Raw genomic sequence first — 21,687 nt, forward strand, 5'->3', positions numbered from 1 at the left:
AGGCCAGAACGCATGTGGGCCGGTGCAGGTGCCACGGCTTAACGTGAACGGATGGAGTTTCGCCGGATCACCAACCTGCCGCCGTACGTCTTCACCATCATCGATGGGCTGAAGGTCGAGGCTCGGCGGGCGGGGGTCGACGTGGTCGATCTGGGCTTCGGCAACCCCGACCTGCCGTCGCCGGCCATCGCCGTCGAGAAGCTGTCCGAGGCCGCCCACAACTCCCGCAACCACCGCTACTCCTCGAGCCGGGGCATCCCGAAGCTGCGCGAGGCCGTCGCCGACCTGTACCTGCGCCGCTTCGGCGTCACGCTCGACCCCGACAAGGAGATCATCTCCACCATCGGGGCCAAGGAGGGCTTCAGCCACCTGATGTGGGTGCTGCTCCAGCCCGGCGACGCCGCCCTGGTGCCGTCGCCCAGCTACCCGATCCACATCTGGGGCCCGCACCTCGCCGGCGCCGACGTGCGCGAGATCCCGATCGGGACCGACATCGACTTCTTCGAGAACCTGATGGAGGCGTACGAGTACTCGTGGCCCAAGCCCCGGGTGATCGTGCTGTCGTTCCCGCACAACCCCACCACGGCGTGCGTCGACGTCGACTTCTTCCAGCGCGTGGTCGACTTCGCCCGCGAGAAGAACGTGGTCGTCGTCCACGACAACGCCTACGCCGAGCTCGGGTTCGATGGCTACGAGCCGCCGTCGATCCTCCAGGCCGAGGGCGCCAAGGAGTGCGCTGTCGAGCTGTACTCGATGACGAAGTCGTTCTCGATGGCCGGCTGGCGGGTGGCGTTCATGGTGGGCAACCCGGAGATCGTCGCCGCTCTCACCAAGCTCAAGAGCTACCTCGACTACGGCACGTTCCAGCCCATCCAGATCGCGGCCACGGTCACGCTGAACGAGGATCCGGACCACCCCCGAGAGGTCCTGCCGATCTACCAGGCCCGTCGCGATGCGCTCTGCGAGGGCCTGAACCGGATCGGCTGGGAGATGACCCCGCCGCAGGCCACCATGTTCGCCTGGGCCCCGATCCCCGAGCCGTACCGGGAGCTGGGCTCCATCGAGTTCGCGTCGATGCTGGTCCGCGAGGCGCAGGTGGCCGTGTCGCCGGGCGTCGGCTTCGGCCCGGGCGGCGACGGCCACGTCCGGTTCGCCCTGATCGAGAACGAGCAGCGCATCCAGCAGGCCGTCCGCGGCATGCGCAAGGCGCTCACCAAGCTCGGCTGAGCGGCGCCGACGCGGGCCGCCCGCGAAATAGGCGAGGGCGCTCAGCGGTTGGACCCAGACGTGCCTGCTACGCCCCCCGCCCTGTCCATCCTCGACCTCGCCCTGATCGGCAAGGGCCAGACCGCACGGGACGCGTTCGCCAACAGCGTCGCCGTGGCCCGGCTGGCCGAGCGCCGCGGGTACCGGCGGGTCTGGTACGCCGAGCACCACAACATGGCGCAGATCGGATCCTCGGCCACCAGCGTCCTCATCGCCCACGTGGCCGCGCACACCGAGACCATCCGGCTCGGCGCCGGGGGCATCATGTTGCCGAACCACTCGCCCCTCACGATCGCCGAGCAGTTCGGCACGCTCGAGGAGCTCCACCCCGGCCGCATCGACCTCGGCCTCGGCCGGGCGCCGGGCAGCGATCAGAGCACCCTGCGGGCGATGCGGCGCGACCACACGTCGTCCGACCGCTTCCCGCAGGACGTGCAGGAGCTCCAGGGCTACCTGACGGGCGCCTCGGTGATCCCGGGGGTCGATGCCACCCCCGGCAAGGGCACCAACGTGCCGATCTACATCCTCGGGTCGTCCTTGTTCGGCGCCAAGCTGGCGGCCGCCTTCGGGCTGCCGTACGCGTTCGCCTCCCACTTCTCGCCTCAGGCGCTGCGCCAGGCGGTGGGCACCTACCGCCACGAGTTCCAGCCGTCGGAGCAGCTGGCCGAGCCCTACGTCATCGCCGGGGTCAACGCCATCGTGTCCGACACCGCGGACGACGCCCAGGCCCAGCTGCTGGCCGTCCGCCGGTCGCGGGTGCGCATGTTCGTGCAGAAGGGGATCACCGTCACCGACGAGCAGGCCGACGAGATCCTGGCGTCGCCCCAGGGCCACCAGATCGCCGAGATGATGCGCTACACGGCGGTGGGCACCCCCGACGAGGCGCAGGAGTTCCTGGCGTCGTTCGCCGTGCACGCCGATGCCGACGAGCTGATGGTGGCCCCGTCGTCGCCCGACATCGAGGCCCGGCTCCGGTCGCTGGAGCTGCTGGCCGACGTGGCCGATCTGGTCCCGGCCTGACCCAGGGATCCGGCACCGCCGGGATCGGTGGGAGGGGGACCGGTAGCCCCCCGCACCGGCGCTCAGGCGTCGGCGGCGACCTCGGGCCGGCCGAGGAGGCCGTGGAGGCAGAAGTTCACCGCGGTGTCGATGACCTCGTCGGTGGGCTCGAGCACGCCGCGGTGGACGAGGTGCACGAGGTGGGTGTGGACGCCGAGCAGCGCGTGGGACAGCAGCGCGGCGTCGCCCCGAGCGATCTCGCCGGCATCCATGGCCTCGGACAGGACCTTGGCCGCGTCCTTGACGGCCACCTGCTCGCCCTTGCGCATGCCGGCGCTGAAGCGGTCGTCGGTGGCGGCGAACTGCACCAGGCGGAAGTAGTCGGGGTGCTGGATCGACCACGCCATCGAGGCGCGGATGCCGTTCTCGATGCGGTCGGACGGCGAGTCCGCCTTCGACACCGCGGCCCGCTGGCGCCGGCGGAGGTCGTGCTGGGCGTCGGCGAGGATGGCGCGCAGCAGCTCCTCCTTGGAGTCGAAGTACCAGTAGAAGACGCCCTTGCCCACGCCCAGGCCCTCGGTGATCTCGGCGACCGAGGTGGGGTGGAACCCGTTCTCGGCGAAGCGGGCAGTGGCGTACTCCATCAGCTGGCGCCGACGTTCCTCGCCTCGTTGGGTCAGCCGTCGGTCCATCGGGCGCGCACGGTACGGGCACTTGACCACCCGGTCAAGTAGGGGGCCCGACCGCCTCGGTGAAGAAACAGTCCGTTCACATCCGACGCCTAGGGTCGCGCCCATGGAGAGCTACGTGCTGCGGGTCTGGTTGCCGGATCGTCCCGGTGCCCTGGGTGCGGTGGCCAGCAGGATCGGCGCGGTCAAGGGCGATGTCGTCGGCATCGAGATCCTGGAGACCGGCGAGGGCCAGGCGGTCGATGAGCTCGTCGTCCAGCTGCCCGACGCCACGCTGGTCGACCTGCTCGTGAGCGAGGTGCGCCAGGTCGACGGCGTGCAGGTGGAGGAGGTGCGCTCGGTCGGCCCCGACGGCCACGATCCCCGGCGGGCCACGCTCGAGACCGCCGGCAAGCTCATCGAGGCGTCCGACCGAGGCGCGCTGCTCGAGGTGGCCCGAGACGTCGCCCCGCTGTCCCTGTCGGCCGCGTGGGTGGCCGTGGTCGACCTCAAGGCGTCGACCACGCTCATCGCCGGCGATCGGGCGCCCAGCGAGAGCTGGCTCGTCGCCTTCGTCCACGGCTCCAGCACCGCGGCCCAGCTGCAGGGCTCGGGGCGCGGCGCCGACCAGGGCGGCAACGACGTGATCTGGTCGATGATGCCGGCCGTCGACCTGGCCGTGGTGGCCGGTCGCGACAAGATCGCCTGGCGGACCCGAGAGCGCCTCGAGCTCGACGCCCTCGCCACCATCATCTCCCTGCGCTGGGCCGAGCTCGAGGGCTGACGCCGTCTCGTCACTCGCTTCGCTCGCGGCTACTCCGGGGGAGTCTGGGCCCAGCCGCGGCTGTGCTCGACGGCTTGGAGCCAGCGGCGGTGGGTGCGGTCGGCGTCGGTGCGGTCGGCCTTGGGGGTGAACTCGGCGTCGAGGGCCCAGTTGGCCGAGATGTCGTCGGTGGACGCCCAGACGCCCTCGGCCAGCCCGGCCAGGTAGGCGGCACCGAGGGCGGTGGTCTCCTGCACGCGGGGCCGGCGCACGGGCACGCCGAGCTGGTCGGCCTGGAGCTGGAGCAGCAGGTCCATCACCGCGGCGCCGCCGTCGGCCCGCAGCCCGTTCACCGCGTGGCCGGAGTGGGCGACCATCGAGTCGATCACGTCGCGCGTCTGGAAGGTCATCGCCTCGATCACGGCTCGGACGAGGTGGGCCCGGGTGGTGCCGCGGGTGACGCCGACGAGGGTGCCGCGGGCGTACGGGTCCCACCACGGACTGCCGAGGCCGGTGAAGGCGGGGACGAAGTAGACGTCGTCGGTGGTCTCGACCGACGCCGCGAGCGGTCCGGCCTCCTTGGCGCTGGCGATGATGCCGAGCCCGTCGCGCAGCCACTGGATGGCCGAGCCGGTGGAGAAGATGGCGCCTTCGAAGGCGTAGTCGGTGCGGGTGCCGCCGTGCCCTCCCCGGGAGCCGTCGTCGGGGATGCTCCACGCCACCGTGGTGAGGAGGCCCTCGACCGGCTCGGGGCAGGTCCCGCCCACGTTCATCAGCACGAACGAGCCGGTGCCGTAGGTGTTCTTGGTGTCACCGGGCTCGAAGCAGGCCTGGCCGAAGAGGGCCGCCTGCTGGTCGCCGGCGATCCCGCTGATCGGGATGCCCGGCGGCAGGCCCGACCGCTCGTGCGTGACGCCGAAGCGGCCGCTCGACGGGCGCACCTCCGGCAGCACGTGGGCGGGCACGCCGAACAGGTCGCACAGCTCCGGCGACCACGTGAGCGTGCGGATGTCGAGCAGCATCGTGCGGCTGGCGTTGGAGGGCTCGGTGGCGTGGACCTGGCCGCCGGTGAGGTTCCAGAGCAGCCACGAGTCGATGGTGCCGATCGCCAGGTTCTCGTCGGCCTCGACCCCGCCCTCGGTGAGCAGCCACTCGACCTTCGACGCCGAGAAGTACGGATCGAGCACCAGACCGGTGGTGCTGCGGACGAGCGGGAGGTGACCGTCGGCGGCGAGCTGGTCGCAGCGGGCGGCGGTGCGCCGGTCCTGCCAGACGATGGCGCGGTGGCGCGGGAGCCCGGTGCGGCGGTCCCAGGCGACGATGGTCTCGCGCTGGTCGGTGATCCCGATGGCGGCGACGGGCTCCTGGAGCGACGAGATCAGCTCGGCGGCGGTGCCGACGATGGCGTGCCAGATCTCCATGGCATCGTGCTCGACCCAGCCCGGCTGCGGGAAGTGCTGGGTGAACTCGCGGTACCGGAACCCGACGGCACGGCCCGACTGGTCGACGGCGAAGGCGCGGACACCGGTGGTGCCTGCGTCGAGGGCGATCACGACAGCCATGGCGGCGCACGCTACCGCCGAGGCGGATCGGGGACCGCCGGGGCGTCAGTAGGCTCCGCCCATGCGGATCGGGATCCTGACGGGTGGGGGCGACTGTCCCGGGCTCAACGCGGTGCTGCGGGCCGCGGTCCGCACGGTCGACGTGGAGTACGGCGGCGAGGTCGTCGGGTTCCGCGACGGTTGGCGCGGCGTGCTGAACGACACGTGGGAGCCGCTCACGATCGACCGCTGCCGGGGCATCCTCCCGCGCGGCGGCACCATCCTCGGCACCTCGCGCGACCAGCCGTACACGCAGCCCGATGGGGTCCAGCAGGTCGAGGAGGCCCTGGCCCGGCACCAGCTCGACGCCATCGTGGCCGTCGGTGGCGACGGCACGATGGGCGTCACCAACGACCTGCACAACGACGGGGTGCCGGTGGTGGGCGTGCCCAAGACCATCGACAACGACATCGCCAGCACCGAGATGACCTTTGGCTTCCAGACCGCCGTGGAGATCTGCACGTACTCCATCGATCGGCTGCACACCACGGCCGAGAGCCACGACCGGGTCCTCGTGGTCGAGGTCATGGGCCGCCACGTCGGCCACATCGCCGTGTGGTCGGGCATCGCCGGCGGCGCCGCGGTCACGCTCGTGCCCGAGGAGCCCTTCGACCTCGACGACGTCGCCAGCCGCATCACGGCCCGGCACCGCCAGGGCAGCTGGGCCACCATCGTGGTCGTGGCCGAGGGGGCGCTGCCCAAGCCCGGCACGCTCACGCTCAAGGAGCCGCCGGTCGACGCCTACGGCCACCAGCGGCTGGGCGGGATCGCCAACGTGGTGGCGGGAGAGCTCGAGATGCTCACCGGCATCGAGACCCGCACCACGATCCTCGGCCACGTCCAGCGCGGCGGCACGCCGGTGGCGTTCGACCGGGTGCTCGGCACCCGCTTCGGGGTGGCAGCGGTCGACGCCGTGGCCGATGGGGCGTTCGGCTCGATGGTGGCGCTGCAGCACGGCGCCATCGTGCGCGTGCCGGTGGCCGAGGGGGTCGGCCACCTCAAGATGGTCGAGCCCGACCTGCTCCGGACCGCGGCGCTGTTCGAGCCGCAGCACCCCCGCACGCCGCTCCCGCCCTCGTAGCTCGGGCTGGCTACCGGGGGTTGAGGGGCTTGTCGTAGTTCTCGGCGGAGATCAGCGCCAGGTTGCCGTCGTCGGTGGGCGCGTCGACGACCTCGCCGTCGATGAGGAACCGGACCTTCTGGATCGAGTCGAACGACAAGGCGGTGAACACGATCTGGGCGAAGGCCTCCTTCTGCGCCGGGCCGCTGATGTCGTTGATCTCGCCGGTCAGGTCGATGGTGGCGACGCCGTCGGTGACGTCGACGTTGCGCAGCTGCGTGCGCGGCGGGACCGCGGTGCGGAGGTCGCTGTCGCCGCCGTCGACCGGCGCCTGGAGGACGTGGTCGAGCGCCTTGCCGATGGTGGGGTCGCCCTCGACGGGGATCCCCTGCCGCTCGAGGCGCTCGCCGTTGAGGAAGTAGACCGACACCTCCTGGGCCCCGGTGCGGGGGATCGTGGTGGGCGTGCTGACATCGCTCGTCACCGTGGTCTGGTTGATGGCCCGTGGCGATCCGTCGATGGGGACGCCGCACGACGCCAGGGCCGCCACGGCGAGGGCGCCGGCGGCGGCGGCCACCAGGGCGCGGCGGGGGGAGGTGGGGGAGGTGCTCATGCCAGGTCCAGGTCCTCGTCGGCGTGCGCTCGCTCCTCGTCCCAGGCGACCGGGAGCTCGACGACGAAGCGGGCGCCGCTCTCACCGTCGGGGCGGTCCTCGACCCAGACCTTGCCCTTGTGGAGGGCCACGTGCTCGGCGACGAGCGACAGGCCGAGGCCCACGCCCTCGCTGCCGGCGCGCCGGTTGGAGCCGGCACCGCGGGAGAAGCGGTCGAAGATGAGGTCGCGCTCGTCCTCGGGCACGCCGGCCCCGCCGTCCTCGACGGCGAACTGGATGCCGGTGGGGATGCGCCGCACCTCCACCCGCGTGGCGCCACCGCCGTACTTGCGGGCGTTGTCGAGGAGGTTGGCGATGACGCGCACCAGGCGGCGCTTGTCGGCGCGGATGAACTCTCCCGCCAGATCGGCGTCGAGCTCGATCGGCACGTCGGGGGTGGGGGACCAGGCCACCGACTGGGTGGCCAGCTCCCCGGGCCGGATCTCGCTGAGGTCGAGGCGGGCGGCACCGGCGTCGAACCGGGAGATCTCGAGCAGGTCCTCGACCAGCTGCTTGAAGCGGGCGACGTCGGCGACCATCAGGTCGACGGCGGCCTGGGCCGAGGCGTCGGGCATCTCCTCGCGCCGCGATGACAGGACCTCGATCGATGCCGAGAGGGTCATGAGCGGGGAGCGCAGCTCGTGGCTGACGTCGGACGCGAACCGGTTGTCCTGCTCGATGCGCTCCTCAAGCACGGTGGCCATGTGGTTGAACGAGGCGACCAGCACGCCGAGGTCGGGGTCGTCGGCGGCACCGAGGCGCGTCTCGAGGTGGCCGCCCGCGATGGCCTCGGCGGCCATGGACACGTCGGCCAGCGGGCGGAGCGTGCGGCGGCTCGCCCACCACCCCACGGCGGCGCCGGCGAGCGTGGTGACCAGGGCGGCGCCGAAGAGCGACGTGGAGAGCGACTCGAGGGTGCTCTCGGCATCGGTGAGGGGCACGAACTCGAAGTAGAGGCCGTCGACGCTGGGGAGCGGGATCCCGATCAGCAGCTCGGGCTCGCCGTCGATGGCCACCCGCATGCGCGACGGGGTGCCCTCCTCGGCCATCTGGAGGAGGGAGTCGGGGATGGCGGCCTCGTCGAACGCCGTGCTCTGGTTGGTCCAGCGCCCGTAGGCGTCGCGGACGACGGCCCGCGACGGCGTCTCGTTGTCGAGCGAGTTGAGGATCACGCGCAGGTCGGTGTCCTCCTGCCCGGTGGCCAGCTGCGACTGGACGACCGCGGAGTTCCGGAACGCCTGGCGGGTGACCGCGCTCTCGCGCTGGTCGAGGATGTTCTCGCGCGTGAGGGCCCACGTCGTGCCGGCCAGCAGGGTGGACAGCAGGGCGGCGCCGAGGGTGAACGCCAGCGTGATGCGGGCGCGCAGCCCGAGCCGGGGCGGCCGGATGCCCTGGTACCAACGGTGGCGATCGGGCTCGCCGTCGTCGGCCACCGGATCGGAGGGGAGGGCCACGGTCCTCAGGTCTGGAGCTTGTAGCCCAGGCCGCGCACGGTCACGACGTGGCGCGGGTTGGCCGGATCGGCCTCGACCTTGGTGCGCAGGCGGCGCACGTGGACGTCGACGAGGCGGCCGTCCGCGAAGTAGTCGTAGCCCCACACCTTGTCGAGCAGGGTCTCGCGGCTGAACACCTTGCCGGGCGACGACGCCAGCTCCACGAGGAGCTTGAACTCGGTCTTGGTGAGGTGCACCTCACGGCCGCCGCGGCGCACGACGCCCTGGTCGGGGATGACCTCGAGGTCGCCGAAGCGGAGGTGCGGGCTCGCGGGGTCGGCGGTGCGGGCCCGGCGCAGCAGGGCGCGGATGCGGGCCGAGAGCTCCTTCGGGGCGAACGGCTTGGTGAGGTAGTCGTCGGCCCCGGCCTCGAGCCCGGCGACCACGTCGTGGGTGTCGTCTCGTGCCGTGACCATGACGATCGGCACGTCGGACTGGCGCCGGATGGCGCGGCACACCTCGAAGCCGTCGATGTCGGGGAGCATGATGTCGATGAGCACGACGTCGGTGGGCGACTGGGCGAACTTCACCAGCGCCTCCTCGCCGTTCTCCGCCTCGTCGACCGTCCAGCCCTCGTCTTCCAGGGCCAGGCGCACCGCCGTGCGGATCCGCTCATCATCCTCAACGCTCAAGATCCGGGTGCCCACGGCTGACGATCGTAGGGGAGCGGACCTGATCGGACGCGGCGCGTCGCCGCGACACCGCCGCGACCGACCTGGTGACGGCTACCTGGCGGCGTGCGCGAGGTCCATGGTGGCGTAGAGGAAGTTGCGGGTGTCGTCGAGGATCTCGGTGCGGTGCTTGCCGTAGGGGACGTGGCCGTCGCCGTCCCACAGCACCTGCTCGGCCACCAGGTGCACCGTGCGGGCCTTGGTGAGCGTGGAGGTCAGCCACGTCAGCGGCACGATCGGGTCGGCGGAGCCGTGGAAGTCGAGCGTGGGCGGATCGCCGGCGCTCGGGCTGGTGCCGATGGACGCGCCCGACAGCGAGACGGCGGCCGCCACCTTCGAGGAGTAGCCGGGGTTGCCGCTGTGGCCGACCGACTTGGAGCCGAAGGCCACGTTGTAGGCCGTGATCGCCCCGGCCGAGGTGCCGGCCACGGCGATCCGGTCGGTGTCGACGCCGTAGGTGGAGGCGTTGGCGCGGAGGAAGCGGATGGCCGCCTGGGCGTCGTGGTACGCCATGGCGATGCCGTCGAGGCACTGGCTGGTGAACGGGGCGCAGCCGCCCGAGAGCCGGTACTCGATCGACACGTTGAGGTAGCCCTTCTTGGCGAAGGTGGTGGCCTCGTCGACGATCTCGGGTGACGTCTTCTCGCCGGTCTTGAACGACCCGCCGTGCACCCAGACGATGGCGGGACGAGCCGTCACCGCATCGCCGTGGGGCTGGTACACGTCGAGCTCGAGGGACACGTCCTTGCCGGTGAGGTCGGCCGCGTGGCCGTAGGTCACGTCCTTGCTGACGTCGACCTGGCTGAACACCGCGTCGCGGTACCGCAGCGTGCCCGCGCCCTTGGGCACCTGGGTGTGGAGCTGCTGGCAGCCGGCCAGCAGCACGCAGGTGGCCGCGGCGGCCGCGATGAGACGTGGGCGAAGGTGGCGTCGGCGCATGTGCTCCCCTAGATCCGAGTGGCGTGCACTGTGGCGGCCGCGGCGGTCTGCGTCAACCCGCGGCGCCCGAGTGCCCGGCGCCGGGTCAGACGTCGGCGGCGCCGGCCGCGGCCAGCACCCCGGCCAGCTCGGACCAGATGACGGCCGGGGCGGCCAGCGTGAAGCGCTCGCTGGGGACCTCGTCGGCGGTCAGCCCGGTCACCGTGGCGCCGGCCTCGCGTGCGATCAGCGCGCCGGCGGCGTGGTCCCAGGGGTTGAGGCCCACCTCCCAGTAGGCGTCGACGCGTCCGCAGGCCACCCAGCAGAGGTCGACGGCGGCGGCCCCGAACCGGCGCACGTCGGCGATCTGGGAGATGACCCGGGTGACCACCTCGGCCTGGCGGGTGCGGCGGGCGGGGTCGTACCCGAACCCGGTGGCCACGACCGAGCGCGCCACCGATGCCGGCTCGGCGCAGCGGATCGGCGCGCCGTTCCGGAAGGCGCCGCCGCCGAGCGTGGCGGTGAACACCTCGTCGTGCAGCGGCGAGGCGACCACGCCGGCCACCGCCGCGCCGTCGACGAGCGCGGCGATGGACACGCAGAAGCCCGGGATGCCGTGGACGAAGTTGACCGTGCCGTCGATGGGGTCGATCGACCACATGATGCCGCTGGTTCCGGCGATGTCGGCACCCTCCTCGCCCTGGACCGCATCGTCGGGCCGGGCCGCGAGGAGGCGCTCGGTGATGTGGCCCTCGGCCCAGGTGTCGAGCTCGGTCACGAGGTCGGTGGGCGTGCTCTTGGAGGTGATGGCGGGCCCGGCGCCGTCGAGCGAGGTGCGGAGCCGGTCGGCCACCTCGCGGGCGATCGGTTCCGCCAGCGCCAGCAGCGCCGCGGGGTCGACGGTCACGACTTCCGCTTGGCCTCGAGCTGCGCCTTGCGGGCGGCAGCAGGGTCGCCGGTCTCGACGATGGTGTTCCACTCGCCCATGGCCCGCAGCACCAGCACGGCCACGACGGCCACGCCGCCGGCGGCGAACGCCGCGCCCAGCAGCCCGATGAGCCCGGGGATGAGCTGGCTGTCGCCGGCGATCTGGAGGTCGGCGACCTTCCACCCGATCAGGCCGCCGCACACGCCCGCGACCACGATGGCGGCGAGCGCGAGGAAGCGGGCTCCTTGGGAGGGCAGGGCGGAATCGAGGCGTGCTCCGCCGCCCGAGGGGGCAGGATCGGTCATGGGTCCAAGCTACCGATCGGTAGGTCCGTCGACCCATCTCGTGGTCCTCGTCTCGGGCGCGACCGTCCGTCGACTTAGAGTGACGGCCCGATGGGCCCTCTCGTCATCATCCCGACCTACCAGGAAGCCGAGAACATCGACGATGTGCTCGGCCGAGTCCGCGAGTGCCTCCCGGACGCGCGCGTCCTCGTCGTCGACGACGGCAGCCCCGACGGGACCGCCGATCTGGCCGAGGCGGCGGGCGAGCGGCTGGGCCAGATCGACGTGCTGCGCCGGTCGGCCAAGTCGGGTCTCGGCCCCTCGTACCGCGCCGGCTTCGCCTGGGGCCTCGAGCGCGACCACACCGTCCTGATCGAGATGGATGCCGACCTCTCCCACGACCCGGAGGTGCTGCCGGCGCTCGTGGCCGCGGTCACCGAGGGCGGCGCCGACCTGGCCATCGGATCCCGCTACATCGCGGGCGGGGCCGTCCCCGGGTGGCCCACCCACCGCCGCCTCCTGTCGCAGTGGGGCAACCGGTACGTGGGCTTCATGCTCCACATGCCGGTGCGAGACGCCACCGCCGGCTTCCGGGCCTACCGCTCCGCGATCATCGAGAAGATCGGCATGGAGCAGGTGCGCGCCGACGGCTACGGCTTCCAGATCGAGATGGCCTACGAGGTCAACAAGGCGGGCGGCACCATCCAGGAGATCCCGATCGTGTTCCGCGACCGGGTGCGAGGGGTGTCGAAGATGCACCCCAACATCGTCAGCGAAGCGCTCTGGCTCGTCACCCGCTGGGGCGTGCGCGACCGCGTCCGCCGGATCCGCCGCCTGCGCTGAGCGTCGCGGCGGGGTCCACCCGCTGGCAGAATGACCGCCGTGAAGCGATGGCTCGTGGCAGGCGCCGTGATCGAGGGACCCCAGGGGGTCCTCCTGGTGGCCAACCGCCGCCGCAACGGCTCGGTCGACTGGTCGACGCCCGGTGGCGTGATCGACGAGGGCGAAGGCGTCCTCGAGGGCCTCGAGCGCGAGGTCGCCGAGGAGACCGGTCTGGTGGTGTCGCGCTGGGACGGGCTGCTCTACCGCATCGAGGTCGAGGCGCCCGACCTGGGCTGGCACCTTCGCGCCGAGGTGCACCGTGCTGCGGCGGTCGAAGGGTCCTTGGTCCTCGACGACCCCGACGGGATCGTGTTCGACGCGTCCTACGTGGCGCTGGGCGAGTGCGATGACCGGCTGGCGAAGGCTCACCCCTGGGTGCGCGAGCCGCTGTCGGCCTGGCTGGGGCAGCGCTGGCTGGTGGAGCGCAGCTTCCGGTACCACGTGGCCGGGTCCGACCTGGCGAGCCTCACCGTCTCCACGTTGCCGTGAGCGCCGAGGCCGGGGCCTCCACCATCGAGGGCGCTCCGGGCGAGGCCGGGATCCTCCACGTCGACATGGATGCGTTCTTCGTGTCGGTGGAGCTGCTGCGCCACCCCGAGCTGCGCGGCCAGCCCGTCGTCGTGGGCGGCTCCGGGGCGCGCGGGGTGGTGGCGGCCGCCTCCTACGAAGCGCGGGCCTACGGCGTGCACTCGGCCATGCCCGGCGCTCGGGCCCGGCGGCTGTGCCCTCACGCCGTGTTCCTGCCGGGCGACCACGACCGCTACCGCGAGGTCAGCGAGCGGGTGATGGCGATCTTCGGCTCGTTCACCCCGCTCGTGGAGCCCATCTCGCTCGACGAGGCCTTCCTCGACGTGCGCGGCGCTCGCCGGCTGCTGGGGACGCCCGTCGAGATCGCGCACGCCCTGCGGGCACGGATCCTCGACCAGGAGGGGCTCACCTGCTCGGTGGGAGTGGCCCGGGTGAAGTTCCTCGCCAAGCTGGCATCGGAGTCGGCCAAGCCCAAGGCCTCGCCCCAGGGCCCGGTGCCGGGCCCCGGCGTCTTCGAGGTCCGGCCCGGTGCCGAGCTGGAGTTCCTCCACGCCCTGCCCGTCCAGGCGCTGTGGGGCGTCGGCCCGGCCACGCTCGCCCGGCTGCAGCGGCTGGGCGTGGGCACCGTGGGCGACCTGTCCCGCCTGCCGCTCGCCACGGTGGTGGGCAGCGTGGGCGCGGCGGCCGGCGGGCACCTCCATGCGCTGGCCCACGCCCGCGACCCCCGCCCGGTCGTGCCCGACCACGCTCCGAAGTCGATCAGCCACGAAGAGACCTTCGCCCGCGACCGCCACCGGCGCCCCGACCTGGAGGTCGAGGTCGTGCGCCTCGCCGACGCGGTGGGCAGCCGGCTCCGCCAGGCGGGGCTGGTGGGCCGCACGGTCACGCTGAAGGTGCGCTTCGGCGACTTCTCCACGATCACCCGGTCCCTCACCATCGATGGCGGGGTCGATTCCGGCCACCAGCTGGCCCAGATCGGCCGCGACCTGCTCGCGGAGGTCGATGTCGCCCCGGGCGTCCGGCTGCTCGGGCTGGGCGTGGCCCAGCTCGACGACGGCGCCAGCCGCCAGCTGTCGTTCGACGAGCTGCTGTCGCCCGGCGATGGCGGTCGAGCCTCCGACTGGAGCCAGGCGGAGGAGGCCATCGACGCCGTGCGGGCCCGGTTCGGAGCCGATGCGCTGGGCCCGGCCAGCCTGGCCGGGCCGTCGGGGATCCGGGTCGCTCGCAAGGGCCAGCAGCAGTGGGGGCCCGACGACGCCCCGAGCGGCCCCTGACCCGCCCAGAGAAGTGGGCGCGACGCGTTGTCGCCTCGTTCGTCCTGTGCGACACTGGTCGGGCCGGGCTGGGCCTCCCGGTGGTTCGAAAGGGTTGATCACGTGCCGCTTTCTGAGGACGAGCAGCGAATCCTCCAGCAGATCGAGCAGCAGTTCTACGCGACCGACCCAGACCTGGCGGGCGAGATCGGCAACCACTCGCTGTACGCCCACTGCCTCCGGCGCATGCGCTGGGCGGCCGCCCTGTTCGTGGTCGGTGTGATCGTGCTGGTCGTGGCCCTCGCCACCGCCATCAACTTCACGGTCTCGTTCGGCGGGTTCGTGGTGATGCTCGGAGCGGCCCTCTGGTTCGAGCGCAGCCTCCGCAAGATGGGTCGGGCGGGGATGGCCCAGCTGTCTGCGTCGCTGCGCACCGGCGGCCTGCGCGACTACTTCGGCGACACGGGTGACCGGGTCCGCAACCGGCTGCGCCCGCAGGACGACGACGCCGAGGGCGACAACAGCGACGACCGCTCCTGACCCTCCGGCTCCGGCCGCAGATCCAGGTTCGGGTCCGGATGCGGCGCAGGGCTCTAGCCCACCGCGGCCTTCGACTCGAGGCCGGCGATCAGCTGGTCGGCGAGGTCGTGGAGCTGCTCGGTCTCGGCGGCGCTGAGCGCATCGGGCGACCAGCGGTTCTCGGTCACCAGCGAGGCCAGCACCCGCAGCGGCAGGGCGAGGTCGCCCAGCTCGGGCCCGGCGCGGCGGGCGAACTCGAGGTGGGTCTCCGAGGGCTCCTGGGCGAGGCCGCGCCGCCGGGCCAGCGCCCGTTCGACGCGCGCCCACGACCGGTCGGCCTCGTCGAGCGCGGCGAGGCGCTGGGCTCGCCGCCGGCGGCGGCTGAACACGATCAGGCCGCCCAGGGCCACGGCGGCGGCCACCAGCAGGGCGATCACCCGCAGGACCGAGCCCGTGGTGGACGGCCCCGGCGTGCTGGGCCCGCCCACCGTGCGGGTGCGGTTGTCGGGCTTGTCGTCGGCCGACGTGCGGCTCTGGTCACCGGGAGCGGTGGTGACGGTGGTGGGCGGCGCGGTGGAGGTGGTGGTGATGGTGATCGGGCGGGCCAGGTCCTGCTGCTCGGCGACGCCCGTGTAGCTCTGGGCCCCGGGCATGCCGCGGCCGGGCGTGGGCTCGAAGGGAACCCAGCCGCTGCCCGGGAAGTACACCTCGGGCCAGGCGTGGGCATGGCGTCCGAGCACGTGGTACACGTCGGGGTCGTCGGGGTCTTCGTTGCCGGGGGTGAAGCCCACGGCCACCCGGGCGGGGATGTCGAGCGAGCGGGCCATGGCGGCGTACGCCCCCGCGAACTGCTCGCAGTAGCCCTCGCCGCTCTGCAGGAAGCTGACCAGGGCGTCGTCGCCGTGCCCGGCCTTCGTGTCGAGCGAGTAGTTGAACTGGGTCCGGAACCAGTCCTGCAGCGCTCGGGCCTTCTCGTAGCGGGTGACGGCGCCTCGGGTGACGGCGCGGGCCAGGTCGCTGGCGTAGAAGGGGAAGTCGGACGGGAGGCCGAGGTAGGTGTCGGTGATGGCCTGGGGGTCGGTGGCGCCCGCCGACTCCAGCTTGGCCCGCTCGATGTTCGGGGTCCGGGAGAGCACCGTGTAGGTGAGGCCATCGGAGGTGGGCTGCGACGAGTCGACGATGAGCGTCGACGAGTCGGGGTCCCAGTGGAGGGGCTGGTCGGTGGATCGGACGCTGACCGCCTCGAAGGCGGAGGGGGCCCAGATGGCCGACAGCGCCTTGATCTTCACCTTCTGGGTGATGGTGTGCGCCGGCTGGCCCGCCGGCTCCTCCGACGGGAGGTCGGTGCCGGCCGCCTTGTAGTGGCCGCTGCTCGACCAGATCTCCCCGTCGAACACGTCGAGCGACGTCAACCGCCAGTACGCCCGCTCGGACGACTGCACCTCGAACATCTCCCGGTCGCTCTGGTCGACCAGCCGCTTCTTGAGCTCGACCATGGGCGACACCGTGACCCGGGAGCTGTCGCCGCCCTTGCTCTCGCGCCACGACACCGCCGCGTCCTCCTGGGCGCCGGGGAGGCGGGGACCGATCACCGCCCCCGCGAACACGGCGACCACGGCCACCACCGACGCCGACCGGAGCACGGCGCGCGCCGTCACCCGGTTGGTGGGGAGCCAGGCCTGGTCCCGTTCGAGCGAGGCCGACCGCTGCACCGCCACGAACCACAGCGCGGCGGCGGCGAACGCCGCCGTGCACGCCACCTCGTAGCGCCCGGATCCGAGCACGGCGCAGAACACGAAGACCGCGGTGGTGGGGGCCAGGGCCTCGGCGGTGGCGCGGAGCCGGTGGGCGGTCCAGTCGGCGAACCACGCCGCCACCCACAGGGCCAGGCCCGCGGCGAGCTGGAAGCCGGGGAGCACGTCGGTGGGGGCGATGACGACGGGGTAGCGGTCCCGGGCGACGGTGAGCGAGTCGACCGCGGCCGTCCACGTGGCCGTGGTGGGGATGCCCCAGGCGGTGGTGGACGGGAAGAGGATCCAGCCGACGGCGACCGCAGCACCACCGATGGCCAGCCCGACCACCGCGAGGCCCGGGGTGGCCCGGCGCCGGGTGGCGATGGCGAGCGCATGGGCGCCGAGGGCGAACGCCAGCAGCGCGACGAGGAACGACCACGTGTCGTAGACCCGGATGAAGCCGATGGTGACGGCCACGCTCACCACCACGAGCGGCACCTCCGCCCACGGCGACGGACGGCGCACGGCGGGGCGCGGGGCGGTCACCGCGGCACCGCCGCGCCGCGGTGGACGACCACCTGGCGGGCCCAGGCACCGGCGAAGGTCTCGCCGGGGAGCACCGTCACCACCCGGCCGGGAGGCCGCTGGCCACCGTCGTCGGCCACGAACCGGACGACGGTGAGGTCGGGGAACCCGCAGGCCACCAGGCCGGCGACGAGGCCGCTCGGATCCCGGCCGGTGAGCAAGACGAGCGGGGTGGGCCGGCGGGGGTCGGCGTGGGGGAGCGCGACCTCCTCCGCGGCGTGCTGGTCGACCAGCGCCAGGTCCTCCATCAGCGCGTGGGCGCCGCGCCGGGCATCGACCATTCCGGAGTCGGTGCCACCGGTGTCGGCCAGCCGCACCCGGTCGCCCGATTCGGCGATGCTGTGGACCACGCCCGCGGCGGCCGAGATGGCTCGCTCGAAGTCGGCGGCGCCGAGGACGCCGGACCGGGCGTCGAGCAGGAGGGTCAGGTGGCCCTGCCAGCGCTCCTCGTCGCGCCGGACCTGGAGCTCGTCGGAGTGGGCGGTGGACGGCCAGTGCACCCGGCGGAGGTCGTCGCCGACGACGTAGGGCCGCAGCGTGACCAGATCGTCGACCCCCGCCGTGGCCGCCAACCGCCGGCTCATGCCCGGGAGCGGCTCGTGGCGGCCGCCGCCCATGGGCAGCGCCGGCGCCGGATCGATGGCGGGCAGCACGGTGATGACGAGCGTGTCGGGGCCGCCGAGCGACCGCCGGGCCAGGCCGAACGGATCGACCAGCTCGGCATCGAGCGGGCCGATGTGCAGCAGGCCGCGGCGGGCGGTGGGCAGCCGGTAGCCGACGTCCTGGCGGTCACCCGGGGCGAACGGCCCGACCGACAGCCGGGCGCCGATGGTGCCCTCGACCGGGTCGACGAGCGAGATGGGCGGCACACGCGTGGTGGTGCGGTTGCTGATGGCGAGCTCGACCCGCGCCAGGGCGCCGACGGTGACGCGGTGCGGGTTGAGCCGGCGGACGATGGTGACGGTGGGGGTCCGGCGCCGCACCGAGAGGAGCGCCACGACCAGGAGCGCGCCCGCGATGGCGGCCATCACGAACAGCTCCTCGACCCCGAACAGGCGGCCGGCCAGGGCGGCGATCACCGCTCCGCACGCGACGAGCCAGCCGGGCTTGGTGAGCATGGTCAGCCGGCGGTCTGCACGGGTCGGGCTTCGGGCTGGGGGACCTGGTCGAGCACCTCGGCCACCACCGAGGCGGCGGTGGCCTGGGCGACCCGGGCGGCCGGGGACAGGAGGAGGCGGTGGGCGAGCACGGGGACCGCGAGCGCCTTGACGTCGTCGGGGGTCACGTACGCGCGGTTGCGCGTGGCGGCCCGCGCCCGGGCCACGCGCTGGAGGGCGAGGGTGGCTCGGGGCGACATACCGACCGACACGTGGGGGTGGCGGCGGGTGGCGTCGGCCAGGTCGACCAGGTACCCCTGGAGGCTCGGGGCGACGTGGACCGTGCGGGCGGCGGCCGCGAGGCCGTTCACCTGCGCCACGGTGACCACGGGGCGCAGCGTCTCCAGGGGGTCGCTGTCGCCGTGGGTGGTCAGGATCTGGACCTCCGAATCGCGGTCGGGGTAGCCCACCGACACCTTGAGCAGGAAGCGGTCGAGCTGGCTCTCCGGCAGCGGGTAGGTGCCCTCGTTCTCGATTGGGTTCTGGGTGGCGATCACGAGGAACGGCGGGGGGAGGTGGCGGGTGGTGCCGTCGATGGTGACCTGGCGCTCGGCCATGGCCTCGAGCAGGGCCGACTGCGTCTTGGGCGAGGCGCGGTTGATCTCATCGGCCAGGATCACGTTGGCGAAGATGGGTCCGGGGCGGAAGTCGAACTGCCCGGCGGCGCGGTTCCAGACGTTGACCCCGACCACGTCGGACGGGAGGAGGTCGGGGGTGAACTGGATGCGGCCGTACTGGCCGTCGATCGAGCGGGCGAGCGCCTTGGCCAGGCTCGTCTTCCCGACGCCGGGGACGTCTTCCACCAGGAGGTGGCCCTCGGCGATGAGGCCGAGGAGGACGAGGTCGATGGCCTCGGGCTTGCCCTGGATCACCTGCCCGATGTTGTGGGCCAGCGCTCGGTGGAGGTCGTTGAAGCTCTCTGGTCGCTCCGCCATGGGTTGCGTGGACACGCGTCGGCTCCCGGTCGAGGTTGAACGGCCCACGATAGAGGCCCGCCCGCGAGGTTTCCGCAGCGCCTTTCCCTGGCCGACGTGACATGCTCGATGCGTGGAGCAGGCGCGATGACCTCGGTGCAGTGGTGGCTTCGCGCCGGCTCGGGTGTGCTGGTGCGGCCCTCGCTGTGGGGCGTCGCCCTGGTGCAGCTCTTCCGCCTCGCCCGTCCGGGGTGGTGGCGGCGATCGCCGTTCCTGCCCGTCCCCGAGCCCGAGTACCTCCGGTTCCGGCTCGAGACCCAGTACGGCTCCGATCGGGAGCCGGCACCGGCCGACGTCGTCACCTACCTGCACTGGTGCCGCTCCTTCCACCAGCTGACGTGAGCGGCAGGGGGGCGCCGGCGCTCGAGGCGGTCGAGCTGTGGAGGGTCCAGCTCCCGCTCCAGCACGCCCACCGGGCGGCCCACGGCCGCGAGGACCTCCGCGACCTGATCCTCGTGTCGGTCCGCTTCGATGACGGGGTGGTCGGCTGGGGCGAGTGCTCCACCCTGATCCGGCCCACCTACACGAGCGAGCACACCGCCGGTGCCTGGCTGGTGCTGCGCGACGAGCTGGCCCCGGCACTGCTGGCCGGCCGCCCGCTCGACGTGGTCGGCCACCCGCTGGCCACGGCGTCGATCGTGACCGCCCTCACCGACGCGGTGCTGCGCCGGGCCGAGCGGCCGCTCGCCGTGGAGCTGGCCGCCACGCTCGGGGCCAACCCGCTGGTGGCGGTGCCGCAGTGCGCGGTGATCGGTCGCCGCGACCGCATCGATGATCTGGTGGCGGCGGTCGACGAGCGGATCGAGGCGCGGGCGTCGATGGTGAAGCTCAAGGTCACGCCCTCGGGCGACGACCTGGCGGCGGTGGGTGCGGTGCGGCAGGCGTGGCCCGACCTCGAGATCGCCGTCGACTTCAACGGCACCGCCGACCTCGACTCGCTCCGGCGGCTCGAGCACGTCCACCTCGCCTACGTGGAGCAGCCGGCGCCGGCCGAGGCGCTCGTCGAATCGGCCCACCTGGCCCAGAAGTGCGGCACGCCGATCGCTCTCGACGAGTCCATCACCTCGCTCGGGGCGCTCGACGCAGCCGTGGCGCTGGCGGCCGGGAGCATCATCAACGTCAAGCCCGGCCGCTGCGGAGGCCCGCACGCGGCCGCCGCCATGGTCGCCCACGCCCGCAACGCGGGCCTCGACGTGTTCGTGGGCGGGATGCTCGAGTCGGGCGTCGGGCGGGCGGCCGCCCTGGCCGTGGCGGCGCTGCCCGGCTGCACGCTGCCCACCGACCTCGGCCCGTCGCACGCCTACTTCGACCTCGACGTGACCGAACCGCTCGAGACCAACGCCTCGGGCCGGATGATCACCCCCGATGGCCCGGGCATCGGCCGCACCCCGATCGCCGCCCACCTCGAGCGGGCCGCCGTCGATCGGCTGGAGGTGGTCCGGTGAGCATCCTCGGGTGGCCTGTGGAGCACCACGACGTGGGCTCCGCCGCGGCGTTCCACCAGCTCGAGGTGCCCGATCCGCCGGCACCGGTGCTGTGGTGGTTCGACGTGGCCTGGCCCGCGCTGGTGCTGGGGAGCACCCAGCGCGACGAGATCGTCGACCACGAGGCGGCCGCCGCCGCCGGCGTGGAGGTCGCCCGCCGGCGCAGCGGGGGAGGAGCGGTCCACCTCGTCCCGGGCGCGGTCACGTGGATCGATGTGGTGCTGCCGGTGACCGACCCCCGGTGGACGGCCGACGTGGGCCGGTCGTTCGACTGGCTCGGGCAGGCGTGGAGCCGGGTGGTGGCCGAGCTCGGGTTCCCCGATGCCACGGCCTACGAAGGGCCGCTGCTGCGCCGACCGTGGTCCGAGCTGGTGTGCTTCGCCGGCCTCGGCCCGGGCGAGGTGACCGTCGGCGAGCGGAAGGTGGTGGGGATCTCCCAGCGGCGCACCCGGGCCGCGGCGCGCTACCAGTGCGCCCTGCTCCACCGGTGGGACCCGGCCGCCCTCGTCGGGCTGCTCGCGCTCGACGACATCGATCGCAAGATCGCCATCCGCGAGCTCGAGCCCCTGGCCATGGGGGTGGGCGACGTGGCGCCGGCGCGCGTCGTCGAGCTGCTGCGCCTCGCGGTCCGCGCTCCGGCCGACTGACCGGGAGCGGATGGAGCGTTCCTGCAGGTTGTTCCACATTCTTCCTTGCATCAGGAGAGAATTGGAATAAAGTGGAGAGCAATGGCAGCTGGTGGCGAGGCACGAATCGCGGGGGAGGCGGCAGGAGCGCTGCTCGAGCCGCGCCCGCCCGTCTTCGGCCACCACCCCTTCTCCGGCACCTACCGGACCCGCCTCGAAGCGAGCGGCCGCCTCGCCCTGCCGTCGGCGTTCAAGTTCGCCTTCACCGACGCCGCCCTCGTCCGCGCCCACCGCACCGAGCACCTCATGCTCTGGACGCCGCGGGGCTTCGAAGCGGTGGTCGACGCCATGCAGGCCAGCCAGCCCGGCGGCCTCCTCGACCCGAAGACCCGCCTGCGGATCTTCAAGTCGGCCCCTCGCATCTCGGTCGACCGCCAGAGCCGTCTCGTCCTGCCGCCTGAGCTGCGCGAGCAGGTGGGGCTGACCGGTGAGGTCGAGGTCGTGCTCGCCGGTGCGGTCGAGGCCATCGAGATCTGGCCCGCCCGGCGGTTCGACGACGAAGAGGGCCCCAAGCTCGACGACGTCGACCTCCTGTTCGACACCCACAGCGGCCTCCCGACGGGCCCGGCGTGATCAGGTGCCC

23 protein-coding genes are annotated in these 21,687 nt (G+C 73.0%); 12 read left to right on the forward strand and 11 right to left on the reverse strand.

The window, feature by feature from the left end:
- Positions 1-51 precede the first annotated feature (51 nt).
- Both ACPPVX_RS21160 and ACPPVX_RS21165 read left to right on the forward strand, forming a co-directional pair.
- On the forward strand, positions 52-1,227 hold the full coding sequence (locus tag ACPPVX_RS21160; protein ID WP_426572560.1) for an aminotransferase class I/II-fold pyridoxal phosphate-dependent enzyme: 1,176 nt from the start codon (positions 52-54) through the stop codon (positions 1,225-1,227).
- A gap of 60 nt (positions 1,228-1,287) precedes the next feature.
- The gene (locus tag ACPPVX_RS21165) at positions 1,288-2,286 is read left to right on the forward strand and encodes an LLM class flavin-dependent oxidoreductase (protein ID WP_426572561.1); all 999 of its coding nucleotides are present in this window, start codon (positions 1,288-1,290) and stop codon (positions 2,284-2,286) included.
- 62 nt (positions 2,287-2,348) lie between these two features.
- Here the strand turns inward: ACPPVX_RS21165 and ACPPVX_RS21170 are convergent, their stop codons facing one another.
- Complete coding sequence (locus ACPPVX_RS21170; protein WP_426572562.1) at positions 2,349-2,957, reverse strand: TetR/AcrR family transcriptional regulator; 609 nt, start codon at positions 2,955-2,957, stop codon at positions 2,349-2,351.
- Positions 2,958-3,060: 103 nt separating this feature from the next.
- Here ACPPVX_RS21170 and ACPPVX_RS21175 point away from each other — a divergent pair, with 103 nt between their 5' ends.
- A complete protein-coding gene (locus ACPPVX_RS21175; RefSeq protein WP_426572563.1) occupies positions 3,061-3,717 on the forward strand; it encodes an ACT domain-containing protein in 657 nt (218 codons plus the stop codon).
- Positions 3,718-3,746: 29 nt separating this feature from the next.
- Here ACPPVX_RS21175 and glpK read toward each other — a convergent pair whose 3' ends face one another.
- Positions 3,747-5,258, reverse strand: a complete 1,512-nt coding sequence (gene glpK / locus ACPPVX_RS21180; RefSeq protein ID WP_426572564.1) for a glycerol kinase GlpK — start codon at positions 5,256-5,258, stop codon at positions 3,747-3,749.
- Positions 5,259-5,319: 61 nt separating this feature from the next.
- On the opposite strand from glpK, the gene ACPPVX_RS21185 reads away from it, so the two are divergent.
- Positions 5,320-6,378: an ATP-dependent 6-phosphofructokinase gene (locus tag ACPPVX_RS21185; protein WP_426572565.1), complete on the forward strand. Its 1,059-nt coding sequence runs from the start codon at positions 5,320-5,322 to the stop codon at positions 6,376-6,378.
- A gap of 10 nt (positions 6,379-6,388) precedes the next feature.
- Here the strand turns inward: ACPPVX_RS21185 and ACPPVX_RS21190 are convergent, their stop codons facing one another.
- From ACPPVX_RS21190 to ACPPVX_RS21215, 6 genes are all read right to left on the reverse strand, one after another.
- Positions 6,389-6,970, reverse strand: coding sequence for a GerMN domain-containing protein (locus ACPPVX_RS21190; RefSeq protein WP_426572566.1), 582 nt, complete (start codon positions 6,968-6,970; stop codon positions 6,389-6,391).
- Positions 6,967-8,463, reverse strand: coding sequence for an ATP-binding protein (locus ACPPVX_RS21195; protein ID WP_426572567.1), 1,497 nt, complete (start codon positions 8,461-8,463; stop codon positions 6,967-6,969). Before ACPPVX_RS21195 ends, ACPPVX_RS21190 begins: the two co-directional genes overlap by 4 nt.
- A gap of 5 nt (positions 8,464-8,468) precedes the next feature.
- The gene (locus ACPPVX_RS21200; protein WP_426572568.1) at positions 8,469-9,149 is read right to left on the reverse strand and encodes a response regulator; all 681 of its coding nucleotides are present in this window, start codon (positions 9,147-9,149) and stop codon (positions 8,469-8,471) included.
- Between the two features lie 78 nt (positions 9,150-9,227).
- Positions 9,228-10,112: a carboxylesterase family protein gene (locus tag ACPPVX_RS21205; protein WP_426572569.1), complete on the reverse strand. Its 885-nt coding sequence runs from the start codon at positions 10,110-10,112 to the stop codon at positions 9,228-9,230.
- A gap of 85 nt (positions 10,113-10,197) precedes the next feature.
- Positions 10,198-10,998 (reverse strand): inositol monophosphatase family protein, encoded by an 801-nt coding sequence (locus ACPPVX_RS21210; protein ID WP_426572570.1) that lies wholly within the window; start codon positions 10,996-10,998, stop codon positions 10,198-10,200.
- Positions 10,995-11,324: a hypothetical protein gene (locus ACPPVX_RS21215; protein WP_426572571.1), complete on the reverse strand. Its 330-nt coding sequence runs from the start codon at positions 11,322-11,324 to the stop codon at positions 10,995-10,997. Before ACPPVX_RS21215 ends, ACPPVX_RS21210 begins: the two co-directional genes overlap by 4 nt.
- A 90-nt stretch (positions 11,325-11,414) precedes the next feature.
- On the opposite strand from ACPPVX_RS21215, the gene ACPPVX_RS21220 reads away from it, so the two are divergent.
- The 4 genes from ACPPVX_RS21220 to ACPPVX_RS21235 all read left to right on the forward strand — a co-directional run bounded on the left by ACPPVX_RS21220 (position 11,415) and on the right by ACPPVX_RS21235 (position 14,506).
- Positions 11,415-12,146 carry a polyprenol monophosphomannose synthase gene (locus ACPPVX_RS21220; RefSeq protein ID WP_426572572.1) on the forward strand — a complete coding sequence of 244 codons (732 nt, stop codon included), beginning with the start codon at positions 11,415-11,417 and terminating at the stop codon, positions 12,144-12,146.
- A 39-nt stretch (positions 12,147-12,185) separates the two neighbouring features.
- Positions 12,186-12,674, forward strand: a complete 489-nt coding sequence (locus ACPPVX_RS21225; RefSeq protein ID WP_426572573.1) for an NUDIX hydrolase — start codon at positions 12,186-12,188, stop codon at positions 12,672-12,674.
- On the forward strand, positions 12,671-13,987 hold the full coding sequence (locus tag ACPPVX_RS21230; RefSeq protein WP_426572574.1) for a DNA polymerase IV: 1,317 nt from the start codon (positions 12,671-12,673) through the stop codon (positions 13,985-13,987). Before ACPPVX_RS21225 ends, ACPPVX_RS21230 begins: the two co-directional genes overlap by 4 nt.
- A gap of 102 nt (positions 13,988-14,089) precedes the next feature.
- Entirely contained in the window at positions 14,090-14,506 is a 417-nt protein-coding gene (locus ACPPVX_RS21235; protein ID WP_426572575.1) for a DUF3040 domain-containing protein, read from the forward strand.
- Positions 14,507-14,559: 53 nt separating this feature from the next.
- Here ACPPVX_RS21235 and ACPPVX_RS21240 read toward each other — a convergent pair whose 3' ends face one another.
- The 3 genes from ACPPVX_RS21240 to ACPPVX_RS21250 are packed head-to-tail and all read right to left on the reverse strand — an operon-like array spanning position 14,560 to position 18,910.
- Positions 14,560-16,764: a transglutaminase TgpA family protein gene (locus tag ACPPVX_RS21240; RefSeq protein WP_426572576.1), complete on the reverse strand. Its 2,205-nt coding sequence runs from the start codon at positions 16,762-16,764 to the stop codon at positions 14,560-14,562.
- Complete coding sequence (locus ACPPVX_RS21245; RefSeq protein ID WP_426572578.1) at positions 16,761-17,921, reverse strand: DUF58 domain-containing protein; 1,161 nt, start codon at positions 17,919-17,921, stop codon at positions 16,761-16,763. Before ACPPVX_RS21245 ends, ACPPVX_RS21240 begins: the two co-directional genes overlap by 4 nt.
- A 2-nt stretch (positions 17,922-17,923) precedes the next feature.
- Complete coding sequence (locus ACPPVX_RS21250; RefSeq protein ID WP_426572579.1) at positions 17,924-18,910, reverse strand: AAA family ATPase; 987 nt, start codon at positions 18,908-18,910, stop codon at positions 17,924-17,926.
- Between the two features lie 111 nt (positions 18,911-19,021).
- On the opposite strand from ACPPVX_RS21250, the gene ACPPVX_RS21255 reads away from it, so the two are divergent.
- The 4 genes from ACPPVX_RS21255 (at position 19,022) to ACPPVX_RS21270 (ending at position 21,677) form a co-directional block, all read left to right on the forward strand.
- The gene (locus tag ACPPVX_RS21255; RefSeq protein WP_426572580.1) at positions 19,022-19,276 is read left to right on the forward strand and encodes a hypothetical protein; all 255 of its coding nucleotides are present in this window, start codon (positions 19,022-19,024) and stop codon (positions 19,274-19,276) included.
- On the forward strand, positions 19,273-20,379 hold the full coding sequence (locus ACPPVX_RS21260) for an enolase C-terminal domain-like protein (protein ID WP_426572581.1): 1,107 nt from the start codon (positions 19,273-19,275) through the stop codon (positions 20,377-20,379). Before ACPPVX_RS21255 ends, ACPPVX_RS21260 begins: the two co-directional genes overlap by 4 nt.
- Positions 20,376-21,065 (forward strand): lipoyl protein ligase domain-containing protein, encoded by a 690-nt coding sequence (locus ACPPVX_RS21265; protein ID WP_426572582.1) that lies wholly within the window; start codon positions 20,376-20,378, stop codon positions 21,063-21,065. The genes ACPPVX_RS21260 and ACPPVX_RS21265 overlap by 4 nt, the downstream gene beginning before the upstream one ends.
- 81 nt (positions 21,066-21,146) lie before the next feature.
- Entirely contained in the window at positions 21,147-21,677 is a 531-nt protein-coding gene (locus ACPPVX_RS21270) for a division/cell wall cluster transcriptional repressor MraZ (RefSeq protein WP_426572583.1), read from the forward strand.
- Positions 21,678-21,687: the final 10 nt, after the last annotated feature.

The sequence above is a fragment of the Aquihabitans sp. McL0605 genome (assembly GCF_049993875.1).
In the GTDB taxonomy this organism is placed as follows: Bacteria; Actinomycetota; Acidimicrobiia; order Acidimicrobiales; family Iamiaceae; genus Aquihabitans.

What these genes read in the sequence shown, in the direction of transcription:
- ACPPVX_RS21160 (WP_426572560.1), top strand. Translation starts at nt 52, where the DNA reads ATGGAGTTTCGCCGGATCACCAACCTGCCGCCGTACGTCTTCACCATC.
- ACPPVX_RS21170 (WP_426572562.1), bottom strand. Translation starts at nt 2,957, where the DNA reads ATGGACCGACGGCTGACCCAACGAGGCGAGGAACGTCGGCGCCAGCTG.
- ACPPVX_RS21175 (WP_426572563.1), top strand. Translation starts at nt 3,061, where the DNA reads ATGGAGAGCTACGTGCTGCGGGTCTGGTTGCCGGATCGTCCCGGTGCC.
- glpK (WP_426572564.1), bottom strand. Translation starts at nt 5,258, where the DNA reads ATGGCTGTCGTGATCGCCCTCGACGCAGGCACCACCGGTGTCCGCGCC.
- ACPPVX_RS21185 (WP_426572565.1), top strand. Translation starts at nt 5,320, where the DNA reads ATGCGGATCGGGATCCTGACGGGTGGGGGCGACTGTCCCGGGCTCAAC.
- ACPPVX_RS21190 (WP_426572566.1), bottom strand. Translation starts at nt 6,970, where the DNA reads ATGAGCACCTCCCCCACCTCCCCCCGCCGCGCCCTGGTGGCCGCCGCC.
- ACPPVX_RS21205 (WP_426572569.1), bottom strand. Translation starts at nt 10,112, where the DNA reads ATGCGCCGACGCCACCTTCGCCCACGTCTCATCGCGGCCGCCGCGGCC.
- ACPPVX_RS21215 (WP_426572571.1), bottom strand. Translation starts at nt 11,324, where the DNA reads ATGACCGATCCTGCCCCCTCGGGCGGCGGAGCACGCCTCGATTCCGCC.
- ACPPVX_RS21220 (WP_426572572.1), top strand. Translation starts at nt 11,415, where the DNA reads ATGGGCCCTCTCGTCATCATCCCGACCTACCAGGAAGCCGAGAACATC.
- ACPPVX_RS21245 (WP_426572578.1), bottom strand. Translation starts at nt 17,921, where the DNA reads ATGCTCACCAAGCCCGGCTGGCTCGTCGCGTGCGGAGCGGTGATCGCC.
- ACPPVX_RS21255 (WP_426572580.1), top strand. Translation starts at nt 19,022, where the DNA reads ATGACCTCGGTGCAGTGGTGGCTTCGCGCCGGCTCGGGTGTGCTGGTG.
- ACPPVX_RS21270 (WP_426572583.1), top strand. Translation starts at nt 21,147, where the DNA reads ATGGCAGCTGGTGGCGAGGCACGAATCGCGGGGGAGGCGGCAGGAGCG.